The sequence below is a fragment of the Bifidobacterium olomucense genome (assembly GCF_012932375.1).
Taxonomy (GTDB): domain Bacteria; phylum Actinomycetota; class Actinomycetes; order Actinomycetales; family Bifidobacteriaceae; genus Bifidobacterium; species Bifidobacterium olomucense.
In genome coordinates this window covers 257,751-275,717 of the sequence record NZ_JAAIIG010000001.1, presented here as the reverse complement: position 1 = coordinate 275,717, position 17,967 = coordinate 257,751, and the positions used below count along the sequence as shown (strand labels likewise).

General features: G+C 57.5%; 17 protein-coding genes and 2 tRNA genes. 6 read left to right on the top strand and 13 right to left on the bottom strand.

What is annotated here, in order from left to right:
- Window positions 1–38: 38 nt before the first annotated feature.
- Window positions 39–1,262 (bottom strand): glycosyltransferase family 2 protein, encoded by a 1,224-nt coding sequence (locus G1C97_RS01240; protein WP_169240144.1) that lies wholly within the window; start codon window positions 1,260–1,262, stop codon window positions 39–41.
- Window positions 1,262–2,812, bottom strand: coding sequence for an AI-2E family transporter (locus G1C97_RS01235; protein ID WP_240950966.1), 1,551 nt, complete (start codon window positions 2,810–2,812; stop codon window positions 1,262–1,264). Before G1C97_RS01235 ends, G1C97_RS01240 begins: the two co-directional genes overlap by 1 nt.
- Before the next feature lie 257 nt (window positions 2,813–3,069).
- Between G1C97_RS01235 and G1C97_RS01230 the strand changes: the two genes are divergently transcribed.
- The gene (locus G1C97_RS01230) at window positions 3,070–3,996 is read left to right on the top strand and encodes a glycosyltransferase family 2 protein (protein ID WP_169240304.1); all 927 of its coding nucleotides are present in this window, start codon (window positions 3,070–3,072) and stop codon (window positions 3,994–3,996) included.
- A gap of 210 nt (window positions 3,997–4,206) precedes the next feature.
- Here the strand turns inward: G1C97_RS01230 and fucO are convergent, their stop codons facing one another.
- The 3 genes from fucO to G1C97_RS01215 form a co-directional block, all read right to left on the bottom strand.
- Window positions 4,207–5,358, bottom strand: coding sequence for a lactaldehyde reductase (gene fucO / locus G1C97_RS01225; RefSeq protein WP_033892020.1), 1,152 nt, complete (start codon window positions 5,356–5,358; stop codon window positions 4,207–4,209).
- A gap of 263 nt (window positions 5,359–5,621) precedes the next feature.
- Window positions 5,622–5,697 (bottom strand) — tRNA-Phe (locus G1C97_RS01220).
- A gap of 37 nt (window positions 5,698–5,734) precedes the next feature.
- Window positions 5,735–5,808: transfer RNA gene (locus G1C97_RS01215), tRNA-Asp, on the bottom strand.
- A gap of 349 nt (window positions 5,809–6,157) precedes the next feature.
- Between G1C97_RS01215 and G1C97_RS01210 the strand changes: the two genes are divergently transcribed.
- Both G1C97_RS01210 and G1C97_RS01205 read left to right on the top strand, forming a co-directional pair.
- Window positions 6,158–7,117 carry an AzlC family ABC transporter permease gene (locus G1C97_RS01210; protein WP_240950939.1) on the top strand — a complete coding sequence of 320 codons (960 nt, stop codon included), beginning with the start codon at window positions 6,158–6,160 and terminating at the stop codon, window positions 7,115–7,117.
- Window positions 7,114–7,446, top strand: coding sequence for a branched-chain amino acid transporter permease (locus tag G1C97_RS01205; RefSeq protein WP_169240143.1), 333 nt, complete (start codon window positions 7,114–7,116; stop codon window positions 7,444–7,446). The genes G1C97_RS01210 and G1C97_RS01205 overlap by 4 nt, the downstream gene beginning before the upstream one ends.
- A 96-nt stretch (window positions 7,447–7,542) precedes the next feature.
- Here the strand turns inward: G1C97_RS01205 and G1C97_RS01200 are convergent, their stop codons facing one another.
- The 3 genes from G1C97_RS01200 to G1C97_RS01190 form a co-directional block, all read right to left on the bottom strand.
- Window positions 7,543–8,067 (bottom strand): low molecular weight protein-tyrosine-phosphatase, encoded by a 525-nt coding sequence (locus G1C97_RS01200; RefSeq protein WP_169240142.1) that lies wholly within the window; start codon window positions 8,065–8,067, stop codon window positions 7,543–7,545.
- Window positions 8,068–8,148: 81 nt separating this feature from the next.
- Window positions 8,149–8,811 (bottom strand): dihydrofolate reductase, encoded by a 663-nt coding sequence (locus G1C97_RS01195; RefSeq protein ID WP_169240141.1) that lies wholly within the window; start codon window positions 8,809–8,811, stop codon window positions 8,149–8,151.
- A 267-nt stretch (window positions 8,812–9,078) separates the two neighbouring features.
- Window positions 9,079–9,879 carry a thymidylate synthase gene (locus G1C97_RS01190; protein WP_205832484.1) on the bottom strand — a complete coding sequence of 267 codons (801 nt, stop codon included), beginning with the start codon at window positions 9,877–9,879 and terminating at the stop codon, window positions 9,079–9,081.
- Between the two features lie 186 nt (window positions 9,880–10,065).
- Between G1C97_RS01190 and G1C97_RS01185 the strand changes: the two genes are divergently transcribed.
- Window positions 10,066–10,479 (top strand): OsmC family protein, encoded by a 414-nt coding sequence (locus G1C97_RS01185; RefSeq protein WP_100496254.1) that lies wholly within the window; start codon window positions 10,066–10,068, stop codon window positions 10,477–10,479.
- Window positions 10,480–10,712: 233 nt separating this feature from the next.
- Here the strand turns inward: G1C97_RS01185 and G1C97_RS01180 are convergent, their stop codons facing one another.
- From G1C97_RS01180 to G1C97_RS01165, 4 genes are all read right to left on the bottom strand, one after another.
- A complete protein-coding gene (locus G1C97_RS01180; protein WP_169240139.1) occupies window positions 10,713–11,750 on the bottom strand; it encodes a universal stress protein in 1,038 nt (345 codons plus the stop codon).
- A 157-nt stretch (window positions 11,751–11,907) separates the two neighbouring features.
- On the bottom strand, window positions 11,908–12,639 hold the full coding sequence (locus tag G1C97_RS01175; protein ID WP_100496256.1) for a C40 family peptidase: 732 nt from the start codon (window positions 12,637–12,639) through the stop codon (window positions 11,908–11,910).
- A 192-nt stretch (window positions 12,640–12,831) separates the two neighbouring features.
- Complete coding sequence (locus G1C97_RS01170) at window positions 12,832–13,602, bottom strand: NlpC/P60 family protein (protein WP_169240138.1); 771 nt, start codon at window positions 13,600–13,602, stop codon at window positions 12,832–12,834.
- 192 nt (window positions 13,603–13,794) lie between these two features.
- A complete protein-coding gene (locus G1C97_RS01165) occupies window positions 13,795–14,754 on the bottom strand; it encodes a CHAP domain-containing protein (RefSeq protein ID WP_169240137.1) in 960 nt (319 codons plus the stop codon).
- A gap of 234 nt (window positions 14,755–14,988) precedes the next feature.
- Here G1C97_RS01165 and serC point away from each other — a divergent pair, with 234 nt between their 5' ends.
- Window positions 14,989–16,131: a phosphoserine transaminase gene (gene serC / locus G1C97_RS01160; RefSeq protein ID WP_169240136.1), complete on the top strand. Its 1,143-nt coding sequence runs from the start codon at window positions 14,989–14,991 to the stop codon at window positions 16,129–16,131.
- A gap of 133 nt (window positions 16,132–16,264) precedes the next feature.
- Window positions 16,265–16,519: a DUF2530 domain-containing protein gene (locus tag G1C97_RS01155; protein WP_169240135.1), complete on the top strand. Its 255-nt coding sequence runs from the start codon at window positions 16,265–16,267 to the stop codon at window positions 16,517–16,519.
- A 77-nt stretch (window positions 16,520–16,596) separates the two neighbouring features.
- On the opposite strand, the gene G1C97_RS01150 is transcribed toward G1C97_RS01155, so the two are convergent.
- Window positions 16,597–17,790 carry a sensor histidine kinase gene (locus G1C97_RS01150; RefSeq protein ID WP_169240134.1) on the bottom strand — a complete coding sequence of 398 codons (1,194 nt, stop codon included), beginning with the start codon at window positions 17,788–17,790 and terminating at the stop codon, window positions 16,597–16,599.
- Between the last annotated feature and the right edge of the window lie 177 nt (window positions 17,791–17,967).

Below are 17,967 nucleotides of genomic sequence, written 5' to 3'. Positions count from 1 at the left end.
AACCTACGGACAGTCCACTGGACTGTCCGCTTAACGGTTCAGCCCTTATGCGTAATGGGTTTCCATTGGGCTTTGGCGAAGATGGCTTGGAAGGAGATCGGCACGTAGCTGAGCATATAGATCGGGAAGCTCAACACGTAGGCGAACAGTTCCTTATTGGTGGCACCGATCTGATCGCGTTCCACAATGATGGTCAGCGCAGCCAAAGCCATCAGACCCAGCACTGAAGTGACAATGCCGCTTGACCATCCCGCCAACGACTGCACCTGGCTTGACCAGCTCACGAATCCGAACGCGGCAAACAACATGCCCAGCGCCATGCGGACAATACCCAACACCGTGAACGGACACAGCATCAACGTGAAGTCGATGCAGGAGAAATCACGTTCACGAACCGCGCGCTTGAGCAACGCGGGACCGTAATAACGGAACACCTGCAGGAATCCCTTGCTCCAACGCAGCCTCTGACGCCAGCTCTGCGCGAACGTCACCGGCTGCTCGTCATACAGGATGGCGGTACCGCAATATCCCACACGATCACCATGAAGAATCGAATCCATCGTGAATTCGAGGTCCTCGGTAAGCAAATGGAATTTCCACCCCTTGTTACGCTTCATGACCTCGCGGGAGAACATGAATCCGGTGCCTCCCACATGGCAGGATGAGCCGAGAATCATACGCGAATTGGACAGGAATCTCGACTCACGAATGAACCACAACGCCGAACCGGAAGAAACCCAATTGTCCGCCAGATTCACCGAATTACGGTAGCTGGTCAGAATTCTGAACCCGGAGCAGAACGCCTTGTTCATCTCCTCGAAGTAATGCTTGTCCAGCTTGTTGTCTGCATCGAATACGAAGTAGGCGTCATACTGGTCGGCCACACCGGTGTCGAGCATATGCCCCAACAGATAGGTGAGCGCATACCCCTTGCCGATCTGTTCGAGATTATGCCGTTCAAGCACATGGCATCCCCGCGCACGCACCACATCAGCGGTATTGTCGGTGCAGTTATCGGCCACCAGCCAGATATCAATCAAATCGGCAGGATAAGTCTGGGCGTGAATCGAATCGATAAGATTGCCGATGACGTTCTCCTCGTTACGAGCGGAAATCAACACGGCATAACGGTTCGTCATCGGCGCCTCGGGGAAACGCACCGGCTTGGCGAACAGGGACATCACGATGCACACGCCCTGATAGACGACGCCGGCACCGCCGACGATGACCAGCAGGATGTCGAGAACCGAGAGCAACGTCATCAGCGCCACCCCGCTCTCGGATTGTCGGATACCGAGGCAGAAGCAGTGCGAGCGCTGGCTGCCGATGCGTCGTCATCATCAGCATCCTGCGTGTCCTGCACTCCCTTCAGCGCATTGATTCCCGTATTTCCGGCGTTTCCGGCACCGGAAGCATTGGCGGACAGCACATGCTGAGGAATCGCCACAGTCGCGGAATCGTCGGAATCAATCTCCCTGTGGGTTTCGGGGATGGCATACAACTGCTCCTGCAACAAGCGCAGCTCCTCATTCATCGGCACGCGGCTGGTCGTCCCCTTGGCCGCACGCGGCATATGCTCGCCGATAGGCTGCAGCACATGCTCGCCGAACGCTTCGGAAGCTTCCACAATCTTGGATTTCTTACCCGTCGGATCGTTCATCAGCGGCGAATCGACCAACTCATACCGTTTGGTGTATACACGGAAAATAGCCTGAATAGACGCCACCACCGGCAAGGCGAGGAATGCGCCCAAGGCACCGAACAGCGAGCCGAACGCCAGCACCGCGAGGAATGCCACCGCGGCGTTGATATCCATGGTTCGCTGGGAGATCTTTGGTGAAAGAATCAGGTTCTCGACCTGCTGGTAGACGATGATGAACACCAGCACGGCCACCGCATACATCCAGCCACGGCCGCCCCAAGCGAACAGCACCGGCAACGCGCCGCCGATGTAGGTGCCCACCGTAGGAATGAATTGGGAGACGACGCCACAGAACAACGCCAGCGGCAGCCAGTAGGGCACCTGCAGCACTTCCAGGAAGATCGCCGTACACGCCGCGTTGATCAACGCCAGGATGGAACGAGAGAACAGGAACGAGGAGATCTGGCCTTGAGCCACGGTCCACACCAGCAGGAATCGGCGCTGCGTATTGGGCGCCAGCCACTGGCAGAACGAGCGGCGCAGCTTCGGACCGGCTGCGGAAATGTAGTACGTGGTCATCGCCACGGTCATCACGTTCAGAAGGAACGAGAACAGGCCTCCCACCGTGCTCATCGCAGTTCCGGCGAAATCGGTGACCCAAGAGGTTTGGATGTTATTGAAAATCTCGGTGCCCAAGCTATTGATCTCGGGCAGCTGGAACGTGGCGTACTGGTTGACGAGATCACGGATGTCGTCATACATAGCCGGCAATCCGCGCACCATGGCGATCATCTGCTGGATGAACATGTTGCCGAACAACGTGAACAGCGCACCGACGATCACCGCCAATCCCACCAAGGAGACCATTGAGGCAACGCCGCGCTTCCAACCATGTTCAACCAGCTTGACCACCAACGGTTCAACGGCGAGCGCCAAGAACAGCGAGATGATGATGTCCAGCACCAGATAGGAGATGTCGCCCCATGAGCGCCAGCAGAAGGTGAACACCACAATGGCTATGGCCACATACAGCAGGGCGCGGCTGAACCATTCGGGAGGTCTGCGCGGGTCGCCTTTGGCGGGAAACAGGGTGCCGAAATCGATGCGTGTCTCGTCCGATGTATCGTCTTGCCCGTAACCGGCACCATATCCGGCCGAACCGTCTGCCATGCCCGTGGCATTAATGGCTGCGGTTCCGCCGGGCACTCCCCCATGCATTCTTTCGGTATCTGCCGATGCCGCAGTGCCCAAGGTGCCGGAATCTTCAGTAGCGGCAGTGTCGAAATCAGCTGCCCCGGAGTCGATTGTTGTTCGCGCGCGTTCGCTCATGGCTCACCATTGTAGCGAGGCCGCTGAAGCTCATGCGGATTCGGCTATGCTCGCGGCATATATCCGCCGCGTACACCCGCATGCCTATTCTTATGGGTATGCTCACCGTTTCGATTATCATCCCGGCATGGAACGAGGCCGAACGTATTCGCGACTGTCTGCTGAACACCATTCGTCAGACCGTCATGCCACATGAGATTCTGGTGGTGGACAATCGTTCGACCGACAACACCTGCGCCATTGTCGAGCAATTCATTGTGGAACACCCCGAGGCTCCGGTGCGTCTGCTGCATCAGAACGAGGAACAGGGGCTGATTCCCACTCGCAATTACGGTTTGAACGCCGCAACCGGCGATATTCTGGGCCGTTTTGACGCCGACTGCATGATTCGCCCTGATTGGGTGGAAGTGGTTTCCGGCATTTTCACCGAAGATTCCGCCGCGATGGGCGCCACCGGACCGGTGATGTACTATGACATGCCCTCCCGTCACTTCGGTTTGAAGGGCGACAATTCCCTGCGCAAGCGTATCTATAAGGCGGATGGCGGCCAGCCGCTGCTGTTCGGTTCGAATATGGCGCTACGCGCCTCGGCATGGCATCAGATTGCGAACGAGGTGTGTCGAGACAAAGCCGATATGATGCACGAAGATATCGATATCTCGCTGCATCTGATGGGCAAAGGCCTGAAAACCGTGTATTCGCCGCGCATGATCGCCGCGATGAGCGCTCGGCGCATGGATACTTCACTCAGCTCGTTCCTGAACTATATGCGTCGTTTCAAGAACACGTTCAACGCGCATCCGCAACACAAGCGCAAGCATAAGCCGGAGATTCTGTTCACCGCCATGTATCCGGCCATGCACCTGTTCTATCCGGTGTGGCAGAAAGTGCTGAACTCGGCGGATATCAACCCTGCTGAAGCCGCTTGGATCAACGAACAGATGGAGTTGGCCGAGGCACAGGGCAAGAAGTTGTATGATGAGACGCCCACGGACGAGGAATACGACGAGAAGCACGAGAAATAAGTCTTTCTCTTCCCACTCCCCGCTCCCGTCTCCGTCTCTTCTCTTTTCCGCATTGGCACCTACCACCGTGCGGTAGATCATCTCCATGTGGTTACACAAAATGGCTCTATTCCGCAGAAAATACGGAATAGAGCCATTCTTATGTACCCCATTTACCACACGGCGCGGTGTTCACCACACCGTGAGAGCAACTCGCTCAGAAGGATGGGATCACATCAGGCTCTTGTAGATGGCGAGAATGTCCTCCTCGGTGGCCTTACGCGGGTTGCCCGGGGTGCACACGTCGTTGAAGGCGTCGTGGGCCAGCGGAGCGAGGTCGGCTTCGGTGGCACCCACCTCGGAGATGGTGGTCGGGTTCTTCAGGTCCACGGTCAGCTTGTGGACAGCCTGCACGGCCTCCTCGCGAACCTTCTCAAGGTCACCCGTGTAGGCGTCCTCGACACCGAAGGCATCGGCGATGTCACGGTACTTCTCACCGGTGAAGTCCTTGTTGTATTCCATAACGGGGGCCAGCAGGATGCCGTTGGCAACGCCGTGGGCCACACCCAGACGGCCGCCCAGCGGGTGAGCCATGCCGTGCACCAGGCCGAGGCCGACGTTGGAGTAGGCCATGCCGGTGATGTAGGAGGCGTATGCCATCTGCTCGCCGGCCGGAATGTCACCATCTGCGGACTTGGCCAGGTTCTTGGCAATCATACGGATGGTCTGCATGGACAGGCAGTCGGACAGGCTCCACGCACCCGGGGTGATGTAGCCCTCGATGGCATGGGTCAGGGCGTCCAGACCGGTGGCCACCTTCAGACCGCGCGGCATGGAGTCGGTCAGATCAGGATCGACGAAGGCGACGATCGGGATGTCATGCGGGTCGACGGCCACGAACTTGCGCTTGTTGGCGGTATCGGTGATCACATAGTTGATGGTGGTCTCGGATGCGGTACCTGCCGTGGTCGGCACGCCGAAGATCGGAACGGACGGGTTCTTAGTGTCTGCGACGCCCTCCAGAGAGAGCACGTCAGAGAACTCCGGGTTAGCGGTGATGATGCCGATGCCCTTGCAGGTATCCTGCGGAGAGCCGCCGCCCAGACCGATCAGGAAGTCGGCACCGGAGGCAGCGAACTTCTCAACGCCGTCCTTGATGCACTCGACCGGCGGGTTCGGCTTGACGTTGGAGAAGACCTCGTACGGCAGACCGGCCTCGTCCAGCACCTTGGTGACCTTCTCGGCGGTGCCGGTTTCCAGCAGCACCGGATCGGTGACGATGAAGGCCTTGGTGAAGCCGTGCTGCTTGGCAACAGCCGGAATTTCCTTGATGGCGCCACGGCCGAAGTATGCGGTCTGGTTGAAAATCATGCGATAGACCATAGATGCTCTCCTTTTGAGCTCGTACCGTATCGGTATCCTTATGCCAACCGTTCATCCGTTGAACGGCCCAACGATTCACCAGTGTACCCCTGTTGTGAACGTTAACCTGAAAACACGCTGGGAGAATAACCTAAATTAAGTCATTCATTGAACTATGTCGGGGCCGTAACCGACCTATGGCGCGTATGCGGCAAATGCAGACCGGCTTGCACGTATGCAAAAACCTCGCAGACCTTGCAATCATTGGCCTACGAGGTTTCTCATGGTGGCTCCGAACGGCGTCGATCCGTTGACCTAGCGATTTTCAGTCGCTCGCTCTACCAACTGAGCTACAGAGCCATTGAACAGTAATCTCTTTCGAGAATCACCATTCCAGCGACCCCGGCCGGACTTGAACCGGTGACCTCCGCCGTGACAGGGCGGCGCTCTAACCAACTGAGCTACGGGGCCGTGTTTTCCCACTTGCGTGAGGCAACAGATGTATATATTACTCAACGCCCACGATTACGCAAATTACGGCGTGTCCATTGATTTTCCAACCTTTTCACCACCTTAGCCCTCTCTTGATCACAGCCATATCACCACCATCATTTCATAAAATCCCATAAATCCACATCGATTCATCGATTATCGTCCCGGCAACCACGCCCTGCGATGTTGTGACTGCGCGGTACCGTATATCCGTTTGTACCACGCTCGATATGTACCTTACCGGTGCCGGCCGATTCGGACATACGCCGAAAACATATCGAGCCGCGAACGGTGATGGCATACGGTGACATACGGAAGGGAGATACGCATGGTGACAGGCCAGTCCCCAATCGACCAGTCAGGACACGCCCTGACAGGAAACCCGATTCCCGATTCCACAATCCACAACGCTGACAGACGGATCGCTGCCGACACCCATACCATTCCCGACCCGTCAAGTGTCGCAGACGACGGTCGCAGCGGTCGCGGCAGCGTGCAGCAGACGCATTCCGCCTGCTGGGCCGCGCTCAAGGCGGCTTTCCCCCTCACCATACCCATCTGTCTCGGATTCCTGTTCCTCGGAGCCTCGTACGGCATTCTCATGGGAACCAAAGGTTTCTCATTCATCTGGCCCATGTGCATGAGCGCCTTCATCTTCGCCGGCTCTATGGAATTCGTCACCGTGAATCTTCTGCTGTCCGCATTCAATCCCATCGCCGCGTTCCTGCTCGCTTTGATGGTCAATGCGCGTCATCTTTTTTATGGCCTGTCCATGCTGAAATCATTCAAAGGCCTTGGCTGGAAGCGTCCCTACCTGATTTTCGGCATGTGCGACGAAACCTTCGCCATCAATTCCACCGCCAAGATCCCCAAGGACATCGATCGAGGATGGTTCTATTGGTGGGTTACCGCGTGCAATCAAAGCTACTGGGTGGCCGGCGCTACAGTGGGCGGTCTGATCGGATCGCATTTGCCCTTCAACACCGAAGGCTTGGAATTCGTGCTGACAGCGCTGTTCCTGGTCATTTTCCTCGATCAGTGGCTCAGCAATGCGCATCGCGAACATCTGGCGGCTATGATCGGCGTGCTGTCCTCGCTGGCATGTCTGGTGATCTTTGGCGCAGATGATTTCATGATTCCGTCGATGGCCGTAATGCTGGTGGCGTTCATCGTGCTTCGTCCTCATTTGGACATATTGAAACCCAATACCGAAAGTGCAGCCAACGACGATGCCGTGAGCTCTTCCAGCAACAGCGGGATCGAACATGAGAAGGAGATGAAGGCATGACCATGACGATATGGCAAGGCGTGATCACCATCGTGGCGGTGGTGATCGGCACCATGTTGACTCGTTTCCTCCCGTTCATCGTATTTCCGGAATCCAAGCAACCTCCACGCATCGTGGAATATCTCGGTGCCGTGCTCCCCTATGCCATGACCGGTCTTCTGGTGGTCTACGCACTGCGCAATACGCCGATCACCACTGGATCGCATGGCGTACCGGAGCTGGCTGCGTGTGTGGTACTCGTGGCACTGCACTACTGGAAACGGAATATGCTCCTGTCGATCGCCGGCGGCACCATCGTCTATATGCTGCTGGTGCAACTGGTGTTTTAGCCGGAGTTTCGCCCCTTTTCGCGCGAATACAGGCAAATACGACAAAGACCGGGTGTTGAAAACCCGGTCTTTGTCGTCGATACGGTTGTTCGCACCTCAGTCCTGAAGCTGCTGTTCGACCCAGTCGACGATATACGGCGCGACTTCCTCGATCTGGTCGATGGCCACTTCAAACTCATGCTGGCCGCCGTACCATGGGTCAACCAGATCGATCTGGCTTTCACGACCGGGCTTCGGCTTCGGCAGATTCGGATCAAAGCTACGATACATATGCACTTCGGCACGCTTGCCCGCAGGCAGCATGCGCAGCAACGCGTGCATATGGGAGGCCGTCATCGGCAGGAACAGGTCCGTGCGTTCGATTTCGTCACGAGAGATGCGATGCGCGAAGTGATCGCGCGGTATCTCGTCGCCATAGCCGCGTTCACGCAACACGCGCACGGCGCGCGGGTCGATCGGATGGCTCCATTCCTCGTCAGAGACGCCGCTGGACTCCACCTGCACGCGGTTTCCCAGACCACGTTCGTTGAAGAAGTGGCGCAGGATGATCTCGCCCATGGGCGAACGGCAGATGTTGCCGGTGCAGACGGTCATTACGGTGTAGGGCTTGGTGGTGCTCATATCGCCTTTCATCGGTGTTGGAGGAACGTTGCTGTATCGGACGTTATGGAACGGACAACGGATGCTATTCGATGTGCCGCATCACTTGGTTTTGGTCAGCAGTACGAACCGGTAAGCCTCGATGCCGCTGTTTGGGTCAGCGGGCGTAAGCCAAGCACCGACTTCGCTCTCCTGCCACAAACCGGATTCGACCAACGTGTGCATATCTGGGGCATAGGCGTCGGCCTCAACGTTCGCGGCCAGCATCGTCACATAAGCTTTGTCGGCAAAAGGCAACGCTTCAGCGAAAAGCTGGGCTCCTCCGATAATCCAGATCTCCGACCGATCAAGGCCGTCGTCCGGAATCGCCTCCTGACGAGCCAAGTCAAGCGCGTCTTCAAGACTGGTGACCACCGTGGCCCCCGGAGCCCGATACATCGGATCATGCGAGACCACGATGTTGTCGCGATTCGGCAGCGGACGGTATTTCATGTCCAGCGATTCCCACGTCTTGCGGCCCATGATAACCGGATGCGAGACCGTGAGTTCCTTGAAATGCTTCATGTCTTCGGACAGATGCCAAGGCATACCGCCCTTAAGGCCGATGGCGCCGGCGCGACCTTCCTTGTCGCGGGCTTCGGCCCAAATGAGATTCACCGAAAACGTCTTGGGGAAATCATCACCCCAATCCTCTTCGGTGGCTTCAAGCCCGGCAGTCCCGGGCTCGGGTTCGTGATAGCCGCTACGGCTACTGTCATGCTCCATTTCGCTTACTCCTCCTGGATTTGCGGAACTGCACTTAGTGTAGTGGGTATGTCAGACGGCCGAGCCGTAAAGCGGACAGTCCAGTGGACTGTCCGTAGGCGAGGCCTGAGTGAGGCGATAGCCGAACGAAGGTAGTACAAGCTCGCCACCGGCGAGTCCATAATTGCAGGACCGAGCCGTAAAGCGGACAGTCCAGTGGACTGTCCGTAGGCGAGGTGAGGTCCCACACCACAAGTGGGACCGAAGGTTGCCGTTTGACGTGCAGCGTCAGACGGCAACAGGAGCCTTGATGGTGGGGTGATGCTGATATCCGACGATGGTGAAGTCATCGTATTGATAGTCGAACAGGGAATCGGCCTTACGGATGTCGATCGTCGGGTACGGATACGGGTCGCGGGAAAGCTGTTCCAGCACCTGGTCGATGTGGTTGTCATAGACATGGCAGTCGCCGCCGGTCCATATGAACTCACCGGGCTGAAGACCGGCCTGCTGCGCCATCATCAACGTCAGCAGCGAATAGGAGGCGATGTTGAACGGCACACCGAGGAACATGTCGCAGGAGCGCTGATACAGCTGGCAGCTTAACCGTCCGTCCGCCACATAGAACTGGAACAGGGCGTGGCATGGAGGCAGGGCCATCTGCTCCACTTCAGCCGGATTCCATGCGGAAACGATCATGCGGCGTGAATCAGGGTGGTGTTTGATCAGATCCATCACATTGGCGATCTGATCGATGGTGCGATTGGGATCTTCGGGGGTCGGCGCCGGCCACGAGCGCCACTGCACGCCGTACACCGGACCAAGGTCACCGTTTTCATCCGCCCATTCATCCCAGATATGCACGTTGTGTTCCTGCAGCCAGCGCACGTTGGACGAGCCTTTGAGGAACCACAGCAGCTCGTAGGCCAATCCTTTGAAGAACACGGTTTTGGTGGTCAGCAGCGGGAAGTATTCGGACAGGTCAAAGCGGATCTGCTGGCCGAACAGGGAGATGGTGCCGGTTCCGGTGCGATCGGACTTCAACGTACCTTCGGCCAGGATCTTTCTGACCAAATCCTCGTAGGGCATCGGAATGGTCGTGTCCGGACGGGCCGGGATGCGAGTACGGATGTCAGCGAGTTGTTCTTCAGTCAAAGCCATGGGCACCATGGTGCGGCAGGGGCTCGACCGACGAACATACAACTCCAAGCGGAACATGCTGGGGCATAATGGAGAAGTCAACACACGCCATGAGATGCCATAAGGAGGCACATTATGGGTAAGCGACTGTGGGTCGAGCGCAACAAGGACGGTTCGTGGGATGCGTTCAGCGATGACGGCGCTCATATCAAGTTCGGTAAGGATCGCGGTCAGTTTACGCCCGGCGATCTGATGAAGGTCGCCTTGGCAGGTTGCGCGGCGTTGTCCAGCCAATTCGCCATCGAGCATACTCTGGGCGAGGGCAAGGGCGCCAAGATCGTGGTGGATGGCTCCTACGATCCTGAAACCGATGCCTATACCGGTTTTGAGGAGCAGGTTGTGGTGGATGCCTCCGCCGCCGGTCTCTCGGACGAGGATGCGGAAAAGCTCAAGGAACGCGTTACGCGCCACATCGAGAAGGGCTGCACGGTGAAGCACACCTACGTGCAGGAGACCCCGGTTCGTATGAATGTGACTATCAAGCACTGAAACCACGGCTCTCAAACGTTGAACCGGGAATGTTCAACTCGCTCAACTGTGTAAGCCACATCTGAGCACATCTGGGCGCGGGAAATTCTCGAAAATTTCCCTAATCGCGAGAAAAAGCTGCACTGACGGTTGCTCAGTGCAGCTTTTTCTCGAAATAAACCTGTTGCCCGAGATTTTTCCGTGCTGAGAAGAGGTCAGTGCGGGAAATTCTCGGGCAACAGCGTCATCGAACCTTATTGGCGGTCGGGATCGATGGTCTTCTCGATCTCCTTGGCGACTTCCGGCTCGGCCTTGTCCACCGGAACCTCCTCGACGCCGGCAATTTCCTCCAACGACTTGGTAGGCACTTCGGCCGGCGAGCTCGGCACGGTATCGAGACGGGATTCCGCAGCCTCGACGTACTTGCGCGGCACCACATACACCGGGCCAACTGCATGCTGCAGCAGCCCCTGACTGGTGGAGCCGAGCAGCAGGCCGGTGAAACCGCCACGGCCACGAGAGCCGACGACTACGACATCATGATCGTAGCTGGCCTTGGTCAATGCGCTTACAGCCGGACCGGAAACGATACGCTTGTTGATCTTCAGGTTCGGATGAGACTCCTGCAATGGCTTGATGCGGACTTCCAGATCATCCTCATAGGACTTCATCACATCGTCCTCGCCGTCCACACCCTTCAGGTTCGGCACGGCGGAAAGCACGTCAAGTTCAGCATCCCAGCAGGCGGCAAAGTCGGCGGCGATGTCCAGAGCCTTCAGACCCCACTTGGATTCGTCGGAGCCGACGGCCACCTTGGTGATGGTGTTGTTCAAGTGCATCAGGTTGCCATCATCATCGGTGTACGGCACCACCACGATTGGGCAGTATGCATAGGCAGGCAACGACGAGGACGTGGTGCCAAGCAACCGTTCGGCCAAGCCGCCCTTACCACGGTTGCCGATGACGATCAGATTGTAGTTGCGAGACAATTCGACGAACACCGATGCCGGGTCACCGGTAACGATCAATGTGGCGGCCTCGACGCCCTGCTCATCAGCGATGGCCTTGGCCTTCGACAGAATCTCCTGGGCATCGGAATGCGCTGCGTTGTCATCCCCCATAGCAGTGTAAGTGGCATCGAACGAGACGGCGGCGTAGCTAGGCAGGGAATACGCGCAGACAATCTGCAGCGTGAGCCCGGCATGCTTCGCATAATTCGCGGCCCACCATGTTGCTTTATAACTGGCATGCGACCCGTCAACGCCGACGAGAATGGCCTTGTCGTTAATCATGACGACCTCCTTTGCAATTATCGCGGATACTTCCGCGCACGTTCCACAATACCCCGCGACACTCGGATATTCAGGTAGCATCAACGCGAAAATATGAAAAACGCGTCCCGAAGGACGCGCTTGTGTCATATGCAAATCGTATGTGTCGTTGGCTGAATCACATCACACGACGAATGGAATAGGCATTGCCTCCGAAGACGGACAGATCCGTGATCTGCGTGCCTTGATACGGGTTCAAGGCGTTGATGACCTGACCATTGCCAATGTAGATGGCGGCATGAATACCGTTGGCGAGAATATCGCCCGGCTGGGCTTCCGCGATGCTGCCCACAGGGGTGCCGACAGTGGCCTGAGCACCAGAGGAGCGCGGCAACGAGATGCCGAACTGAGCGAACACATACTGTACGAAGCCAGAGCAATCCCATCCGGAAGGAGTGTTGCCGGCAGCAACATACGGTGAGCCTTGGAACTGGGTGGCGTATTTGGCGAGCTCAGCACCGGAGCCGGTCATCTTACCCAGATCGACCTGAGGAATGGCGGTACGCTGTTCGGAACGGCTGGCGGCTTCTTCAGCCGCGGTCTGGGCTGCCGCGGCCTCATCAGCGGCCTTCTGAGCCGCTTCCAGAGCAGCCTGCTTTTCGGCCGGGGACTCGGTCTGCGGCACGTCAAGGTTTTCGAGGCCACCCCAGTTGGAACCGTCATCAGTCGAGGTGGACGTGGATTCCGCGAGAAGATTCGTCTGGGAGGAACCGGCCTTCGGGAAGGAACGGGAAGAGACCACCGTACCGCTCTGCGCAGAATCAGCGAAAGCGGCAGGAGCAACACATACACACATGGCACCGGCGGCCACTACAGCGGCCGATGTGGAAACGATCTGCTTAATATTCATCAATACAGCACAGTAACACGGCATGCGTATTTTCGTGGCGAATGATCATCGCAATGCCTGTGATGAGACCTATATCACAGCGAACATTGCCACTACGAGAGCAGCGCAACGACGACTGCACAAACGCGACATGCATGCACAGCGGCCGATAATCGCAAATACCGATAATCACGAATAACGGCAAACAATCATTTACGGAATGCGCACCACGACGGTGATCTTTTCGGTCATCGCAGTAGCGAGGGCCACGCTGTATCCGTTCCAACCGCCATGAACGGCCATTCCGTTGCCGACATACAGCGCCACATGATCATAATGGGCACCGCCGTTGTATCCACCGGTGTTCGCGTAGATAAGGATATCGCCAGGCTGAAGCGTACCGTCGGTGACCACCTGACCGCCGGGAACATTGACGTATTCCTCAGGCCAACCATGGAAATTGATGCCGCGTGCCGCAAGCGCCTGCGTAACCAGCGCGGTGCAATCCATGCTTTGACCGATGAGCGAATACGCGCGATCAATCGAGGCGGCGGCGCCGGCAGTCACAGAATTCGAGGTGTCGGCATAGGTAATGCTGGATCGGGAGGCGCTACGGCTTGCCGCCTCAGAGCTTGCGGCCTCGGATTGAGTCTGCGTCTGAGCCTTGGCTTCCGCCTCCGCTTGGGCAGCCGCAGCCTCTTCAGCGGCCTTCTTGGCGGCAGCCGCCTCCTTTTCCGCCTGGGATTCTGTCTGAGGCACATTCAGGTCTTCGAGGCCACCCCAGTCAGCATCGTCGTTCACTTCCGTAGACACAGCTTCAGCGGTGAGATTCTTATAGGCCTTGGTGTACGAGGGGAACGACCTCGTCGAGGTGATGGTGCCCTCCTGCTCGGTCGAGGCAATGGCAGCAGGGGCGAACGCGAAGAAGCACATGGAGGCGGCAAGCACCGCAACACAGGAAGAAGCTACGGATTTGGTCTTCATAGAATTCACACCATACACGCCGCACGTTAATTCGACTCATGCGAAAGCTGCGAAACATGCTGGGCTCACTCGCATACAACGGCGTGTCGTATTGCGAAATCGCGGAAAACCATCCTCCTAGCACACTGGCATCAACGAGGCAGCATTGAAATGACGGTGATCAGCGCCAACCAGCGATCAGCGCTATATCGATCAGAAATGCACGTACTGCAACTGACCGGCATCGGCAGCGCTCAGGGTACGAGAAGAAATCACGCCGAGACCCTTCACATTGGATTCGGAAATCTCCACCGAACCGTCGGCATTGATTTTCTCCACTACGGCCACATGGCCATATGTCGCATCGGCATTCATCTGACCGGGAGTGAACACCACGGCATCACCAACGTGACGCGCCGTATTGTCCACCCAGTATCCCAGTGCAGCAGCAGAGGCAGCCCACTGACCACCATTACCGAAGTTACCGCTGGTAGGCAAGCCCAACTCGGTCCGACGCAGATACGCATACCACGTGCACTGGCCCCACGGGTAGTTGTTGCCCGAGGTGCCGATCTCATGGTTGGCATTGAATCCCGCAGGCACGGCTGCACCATCTGCATCCAGCAGTGCGGACACCACAGGATTGTTCGCCGTGTTACGGTTCATCAACTTGGCATCCAGAGAGGTATCAGAGTTGCTTAAGCCCCAGCCACCCTCGTTGGACTGACCAGTAGTGGCAGTAGTTGAGGATGTCAGATCCTCACGAGCTTCGGCGCGGGACGCCGTGGTCACATCGCTCACACGCTTGATCTGCGTGGTTGTAGTGGCCGGATCGGCCACAAAAGTATTGGTGTTGTCATCGTTACCGGCGAAGGCGACGACACCGGCTGCGGTGCCCACCAAAGCCGCCAGCGAAGCAGAAGCAAGAATATGGCTTCGACGTTCGGCGGCGCGGGCAGCCTGACGAATGGAACGACGAGTCTGCGGGGCGATCTCGTTGATCTTCTCGGCGATGGCCGGATCGAGTCCCAGCATAGCGGCGTCGGCACCAGCGGACTGCGCTGCACGCACGGCACGAATGGAATGGGAACCCTTGCCGGAGGAGAACAGCGCTTTCGCTAAGCTGAACTGCTGGCGCGAAACCTTGGTCGCTTTATGCGAAGCATGCTTCATAACTACTGATTACTCCTTGGATGGGCTCAGACAGCTCTCGGTATTTCATTTTCCGGGAACCTCACATTACCGTCACAATGTTGTACTGTACAACGTACACACGTCAAGCACCACCCCGCCCATGAATCTCCCGGGCGTGTCAAACGATTTACGTCCCGCTCTATCCGGCTCCGTTCTCCTAACAATCGAGCACATTCGAGCCGTATTCCGTCTCACAGACTACCCTTGGAGGCCATGACTACAACATTGCGCATTCCCGAATCCCTGAAGCCTGAGGACGGACGCTTCGGCTCCGGCCCCAGCAAAATCCGTCCTGAACAGATCGCCGCAATCGACGCCGGTGCCACCACGCTGATGGGCACCTCGCATCGACAAGCTCCCATCAAACAGGTGGTGGGCTCGATTCGCGACGGCCTGCGCGAATTCTTCCACCTGCCTGACGGCTATGAGGTGGCATTGGGCAACGGCGGCGCCAGCGCCTTCTGGGAGGTGGCTTGCGCCTCGTTGATCGCAAGACGGGCCGCCTTCGGCACCTACGGTTCCTTCAGCGCCAAATTTGCGGCATCCGCGGCAAACGCCCCCTTCCTGGAAGACCCGGTGATCTTCAAGGGCGAGCCGGGAACATTCCGCCTGCCTGAATTCACTGAGGATGTGGACACTTACTGCTGGGCCCATAACGAAACTTCCACCGGCGTCGCCGCGCCTATTCATCGCGTACCGGGTAGCCGCGAGGCTGACGCCCTGACCGTGATCGACGGCACCAGCGCAGCCGGCGCATTGCCGATCGACATTGCCGAAACCGACGCCTACTACTTCTCCCCGCAGAAAGCCTTCGGATCCGACGGAGGCCTGTGGGTGGCGATTCTCTCCCCTGCCGCCATCGAGCGCGCAGCCAGAGTGGAATCCAACGCGCATCTGGAAGGAGCCCGCCGATGGGTGCCGCCTTTCTTGTCGCTGACCGAAGCGCTGAACAATTCCCGCAAGGATCAGACGCTCAACACTCCGGCTCTGGCCACACTGATCATGATGGAGAACCAGATCCGTTGGCTCAACGGCAACGGCGGTCTCGCCTGGGCCAGCGCACGCTGCGCCAAGTCAGCCTCCATCCTGTACTCGTGGGCGGAACGCAGCGAGTACGCCACGCCATTCGTCACCCAGGAGGATGCGCGATCCACCGCCGTCGTCACCATTGATCTGGACGAGCAAGTCCAGGCAAGCCAAGTGCTCGCCATACTGCGCGAGAACGGCATCGTGGATGCCGCCGGATACCGCAAGCTGGGTCGCAATCAGCTGCGCGTCGGCGTATTCCCGTCCGTCGAGCCATCGGATGTCATCGCGTTCACTAAGTGTGTCGATTACGTAGTCGAGCACCTGTGATTTTGTCTCGGCGTACGCTGAATCCCAACGAATTGCGATCATGCCCTTTGCCGGTGCCGGGTCATAGACAAACTGAGGTAAGTTTCAGGTCTCGGATCTGCAGAGGGCATACCTATTACTAGAGTGCGTAGATATGAAATTCGCGCCCATCATCGACCCAGCCGTCCGTAAGCCAGCGCCCAAGCCGGTGCGGGTGGATTTACGTAAGGTATTCGGCATCGGTACCACGTTATGGGCAATGGCATTGGTGGCTGCGCTTATCGTAACGTTATTCGACGATCGTGCGGAATCCATGGTCATCATGTGCGCTTCCGGTGTGATCATCGGTCTGCTGATGTTGGTCTGGGAACATTTCGACCGGTGGGATTACCGGCGTCTGGGCCAGTAGAACCGTAGCGAAAACAAGTCCCGGCAGAGCATCAGGCACAGGATTAACAGCCTCGGCATACGCCGGCCCATCAGGCGTCAGCGGGCCACCGGCAGCATCAAACTAAACGTGCTGCCTTGACCGGGCACGCTCCACACAGTGACGTCGCCATGATGCGTCAGTGCCACATGCTTGACGATGGCGAGGCGCAACCCCACCCCGTCTCGCGTACGTTCGCTCTGTTCGGCTCCCCGATAGAATCGTTCGAAGATACGCCCCTGATCGCGTTTGTCAATGCCCACGCCCTGATCAACCACACGAATCACCACCTGTGTGCCGTCGGCGCTGCGCGACGCCGACACACTGACCACGCCTCCCTCTTTGGAATACCCGATGGCATTCTCGACGAGTTTGGTGAGCGCGCTGTCGATCTGGTCCTTGTCGCCATTGATCACCAGATCGGCATCTCCCTTGATGTTCAAGCGGACTCCGTCCCGTTCCGCTTGCGGCTGCAAACGCTCAGCTACGGCCCGCATCTGGTCCATGACGTTCAACCGGTTCGCCGAGGACGGCGTGATCGGCTCCTGTGCGCGAATCAGCAGCAACAGGTCCGCAACCATATGGTTGAGCCTGTTACAGCTGGAACGCACCAGACGCGCGTCTTCGGTGACATGCTCACGATCAATTTCCTCAGATTCCAGCGAATCGGCAAGCTTCCCCAATGCGGTAGTAGGTTCAAGCAGCTGTTCGGATACATTGGTGATAAAGGAATCGCGAATCTGCGCGAAACGAATCACTTCACTGACATCGGTGACCAGTACGATGACGAAACGTTCATTGATGCGCCCCACGGTGACCTTCAGCCAATTCGGCCGATGCACCGAACGTGTGTCCACATGATCACCGCGGTCACGAGCATTGGCATAACGTTCAGGAGTCTCGGTGGTCAGGTCGAACTGATGCCGTCCTCCTGCTCGCCGTGCCTCATGCACGGTAGTCAGCACCTGCTGCTGCACGATGGCATCGTCTGACACCAGCCCCAACTGGTACGCCTGAGGACTGCAGCGGACCACTTCATCATTCGCGTCCACCACAATCGAAGTGCCCGGCAACAGCGACAGCAACGTAGTCGTTTCATCCGAAAGATCATCGGCACTGTCACGATCCGCCGCAGCACTGTGAATCTGAATCCGATGCGTGGCCAATCCTACGGCCATCACCACAATCAGCGCCACGAGCACCACCACGGCAACGACAAACGCAATCAACCAAGGCATCCGCATCACAGTCATAACGTCCATTCTTCCACACCGCACATCGACCATATAGCAAAACGGCACGCCGCGAACATGAATATCAGGTGAACAACCCAATGAACAATGAAACAACACGAGGTTGCGATTGGATACGTGGAGATGCGCCGGAAGAACAGGAATAATACACTGGTATAGGTTGCAATACCGAAAGCA

Bases quoted from the DNA above. Each gene is read 5' to 3' on its own strand.
- G1C97_RS01240 (WP_169240144.1), bottom strand. From the start codon at position 1,262: ATGACGTTGCTCTCGGTTCTCGACATCCTGCTGGTCATCGTCGGCGGT.
- G1C97_RS01235 (WP_240950966.1), bottom strand. From the start codon at position 2,812: ATGGCAGACGGTTCGGCCGGATATGGTGCCGGTTACGGGCAAGACGAT.
- G1C97_RS01230 (WP_169240304.1), top strand. From the start codon at position 3,070: ATGCTCACCGTTTCGATTATCATCCCGGCATGGAACGAGGCCGAACGT.
- fucO (WP_033892020.1), bottom strand. From the start codon at position 5,358: ATGGTCTATCGCATGATTTTCAACCAGACCGCATACTTCGGCCGTGGC.
- G1C97_RS01210 (WP_240950939.1), top strand. From the start codon at position 6,158: ATGGTGACAGGCCAGTCCCCAATCGACCAGTCAGGACACGCCCTGACA.
- G1C97_RS01205 (WP_169240143.1), top strand. From the start codon at position 7,114: ATGACCATGACGATATGGCAAGGCGTGATCACCATCGTGGCGGTGGTG.
- G1C97_RS01200 (WP_169240142.1), bottom strand. From the start codon at position 8,067: ATGAGCACCACCAAGCCCTACACCGTAATGACCGTCTGCACCGGCAAC.
- G1C97_RS01195 (WP_169240141.1), bottom strand. From the start codon at position 8,811: ATGGAGCATGACAGTAGCCGTAGCGGCTATCACGAACCCGAGCCCGGG.
- G1C97_RS01190 (WP_205832484.1), bottom strand. From the start codon at position 9,879: ATGCCCTACGAGGATTTGGTCAGAAAGATCCTGGCCGAAGGTACGTTG.
- G1C97_RS01185 (WP_100496254.1), top strand. From the start codon at position 10,066: ATGGGTAAGCGACTGTGGGTCGAGCGCAACAAGGACGGTTCGTGGGAT.
- G1C97_RS01180 (WP_169240139.1), bottom strand. From the start codon at position 11,750: ATGATTAACGACAAGGCCATTCTCGTCGGCGTTGACGGGTCGCATGCC.
- G1C97_RS01175 (WP_100496256.1), bottom strand. From the start codon at position 12,639: ATGAATATTAAGCAGATCGTTTCCACATCGGCCGCTGTAGTGGCCGCC.
- G1C97_RS01170 (WP_169240138.1), bottom strand. From the start codon at position 13,602: ATGAAGACCAAATCCGTAGCTTCTTCCTGTGTTGCGGTGCTTGCCGCC.
- G1C97_RS01165 (WP_169240137.1), bottom strand. From the start codon at position 14,754: ATGAAGCATGCTTCGCATAAAGCGACCAAGGTTTCGCGCCAGCAGTTC.
- serC (WP_169240136.1), top strand. From the start codon at position 14,989: ATGACTACAACATTGCGCATTCCCGAATCCCTGAAGCCTGAGGACGGA.
- G1C97_RS01155 (WP_169240135.1), top strand. From the start codon at position 16,265: ATGAAATTCGCGCCCATCATCGACCCAGCCGTCCGTAAGCCAGCGCCC.
- G1C97_RS01150 (WP_169240134.1), bottom strand. From the start codon at position 17,790: ATGACTGTGATGCGGATGCCTTGGTTGATTGCGTTTGTCGTTGCCGTG.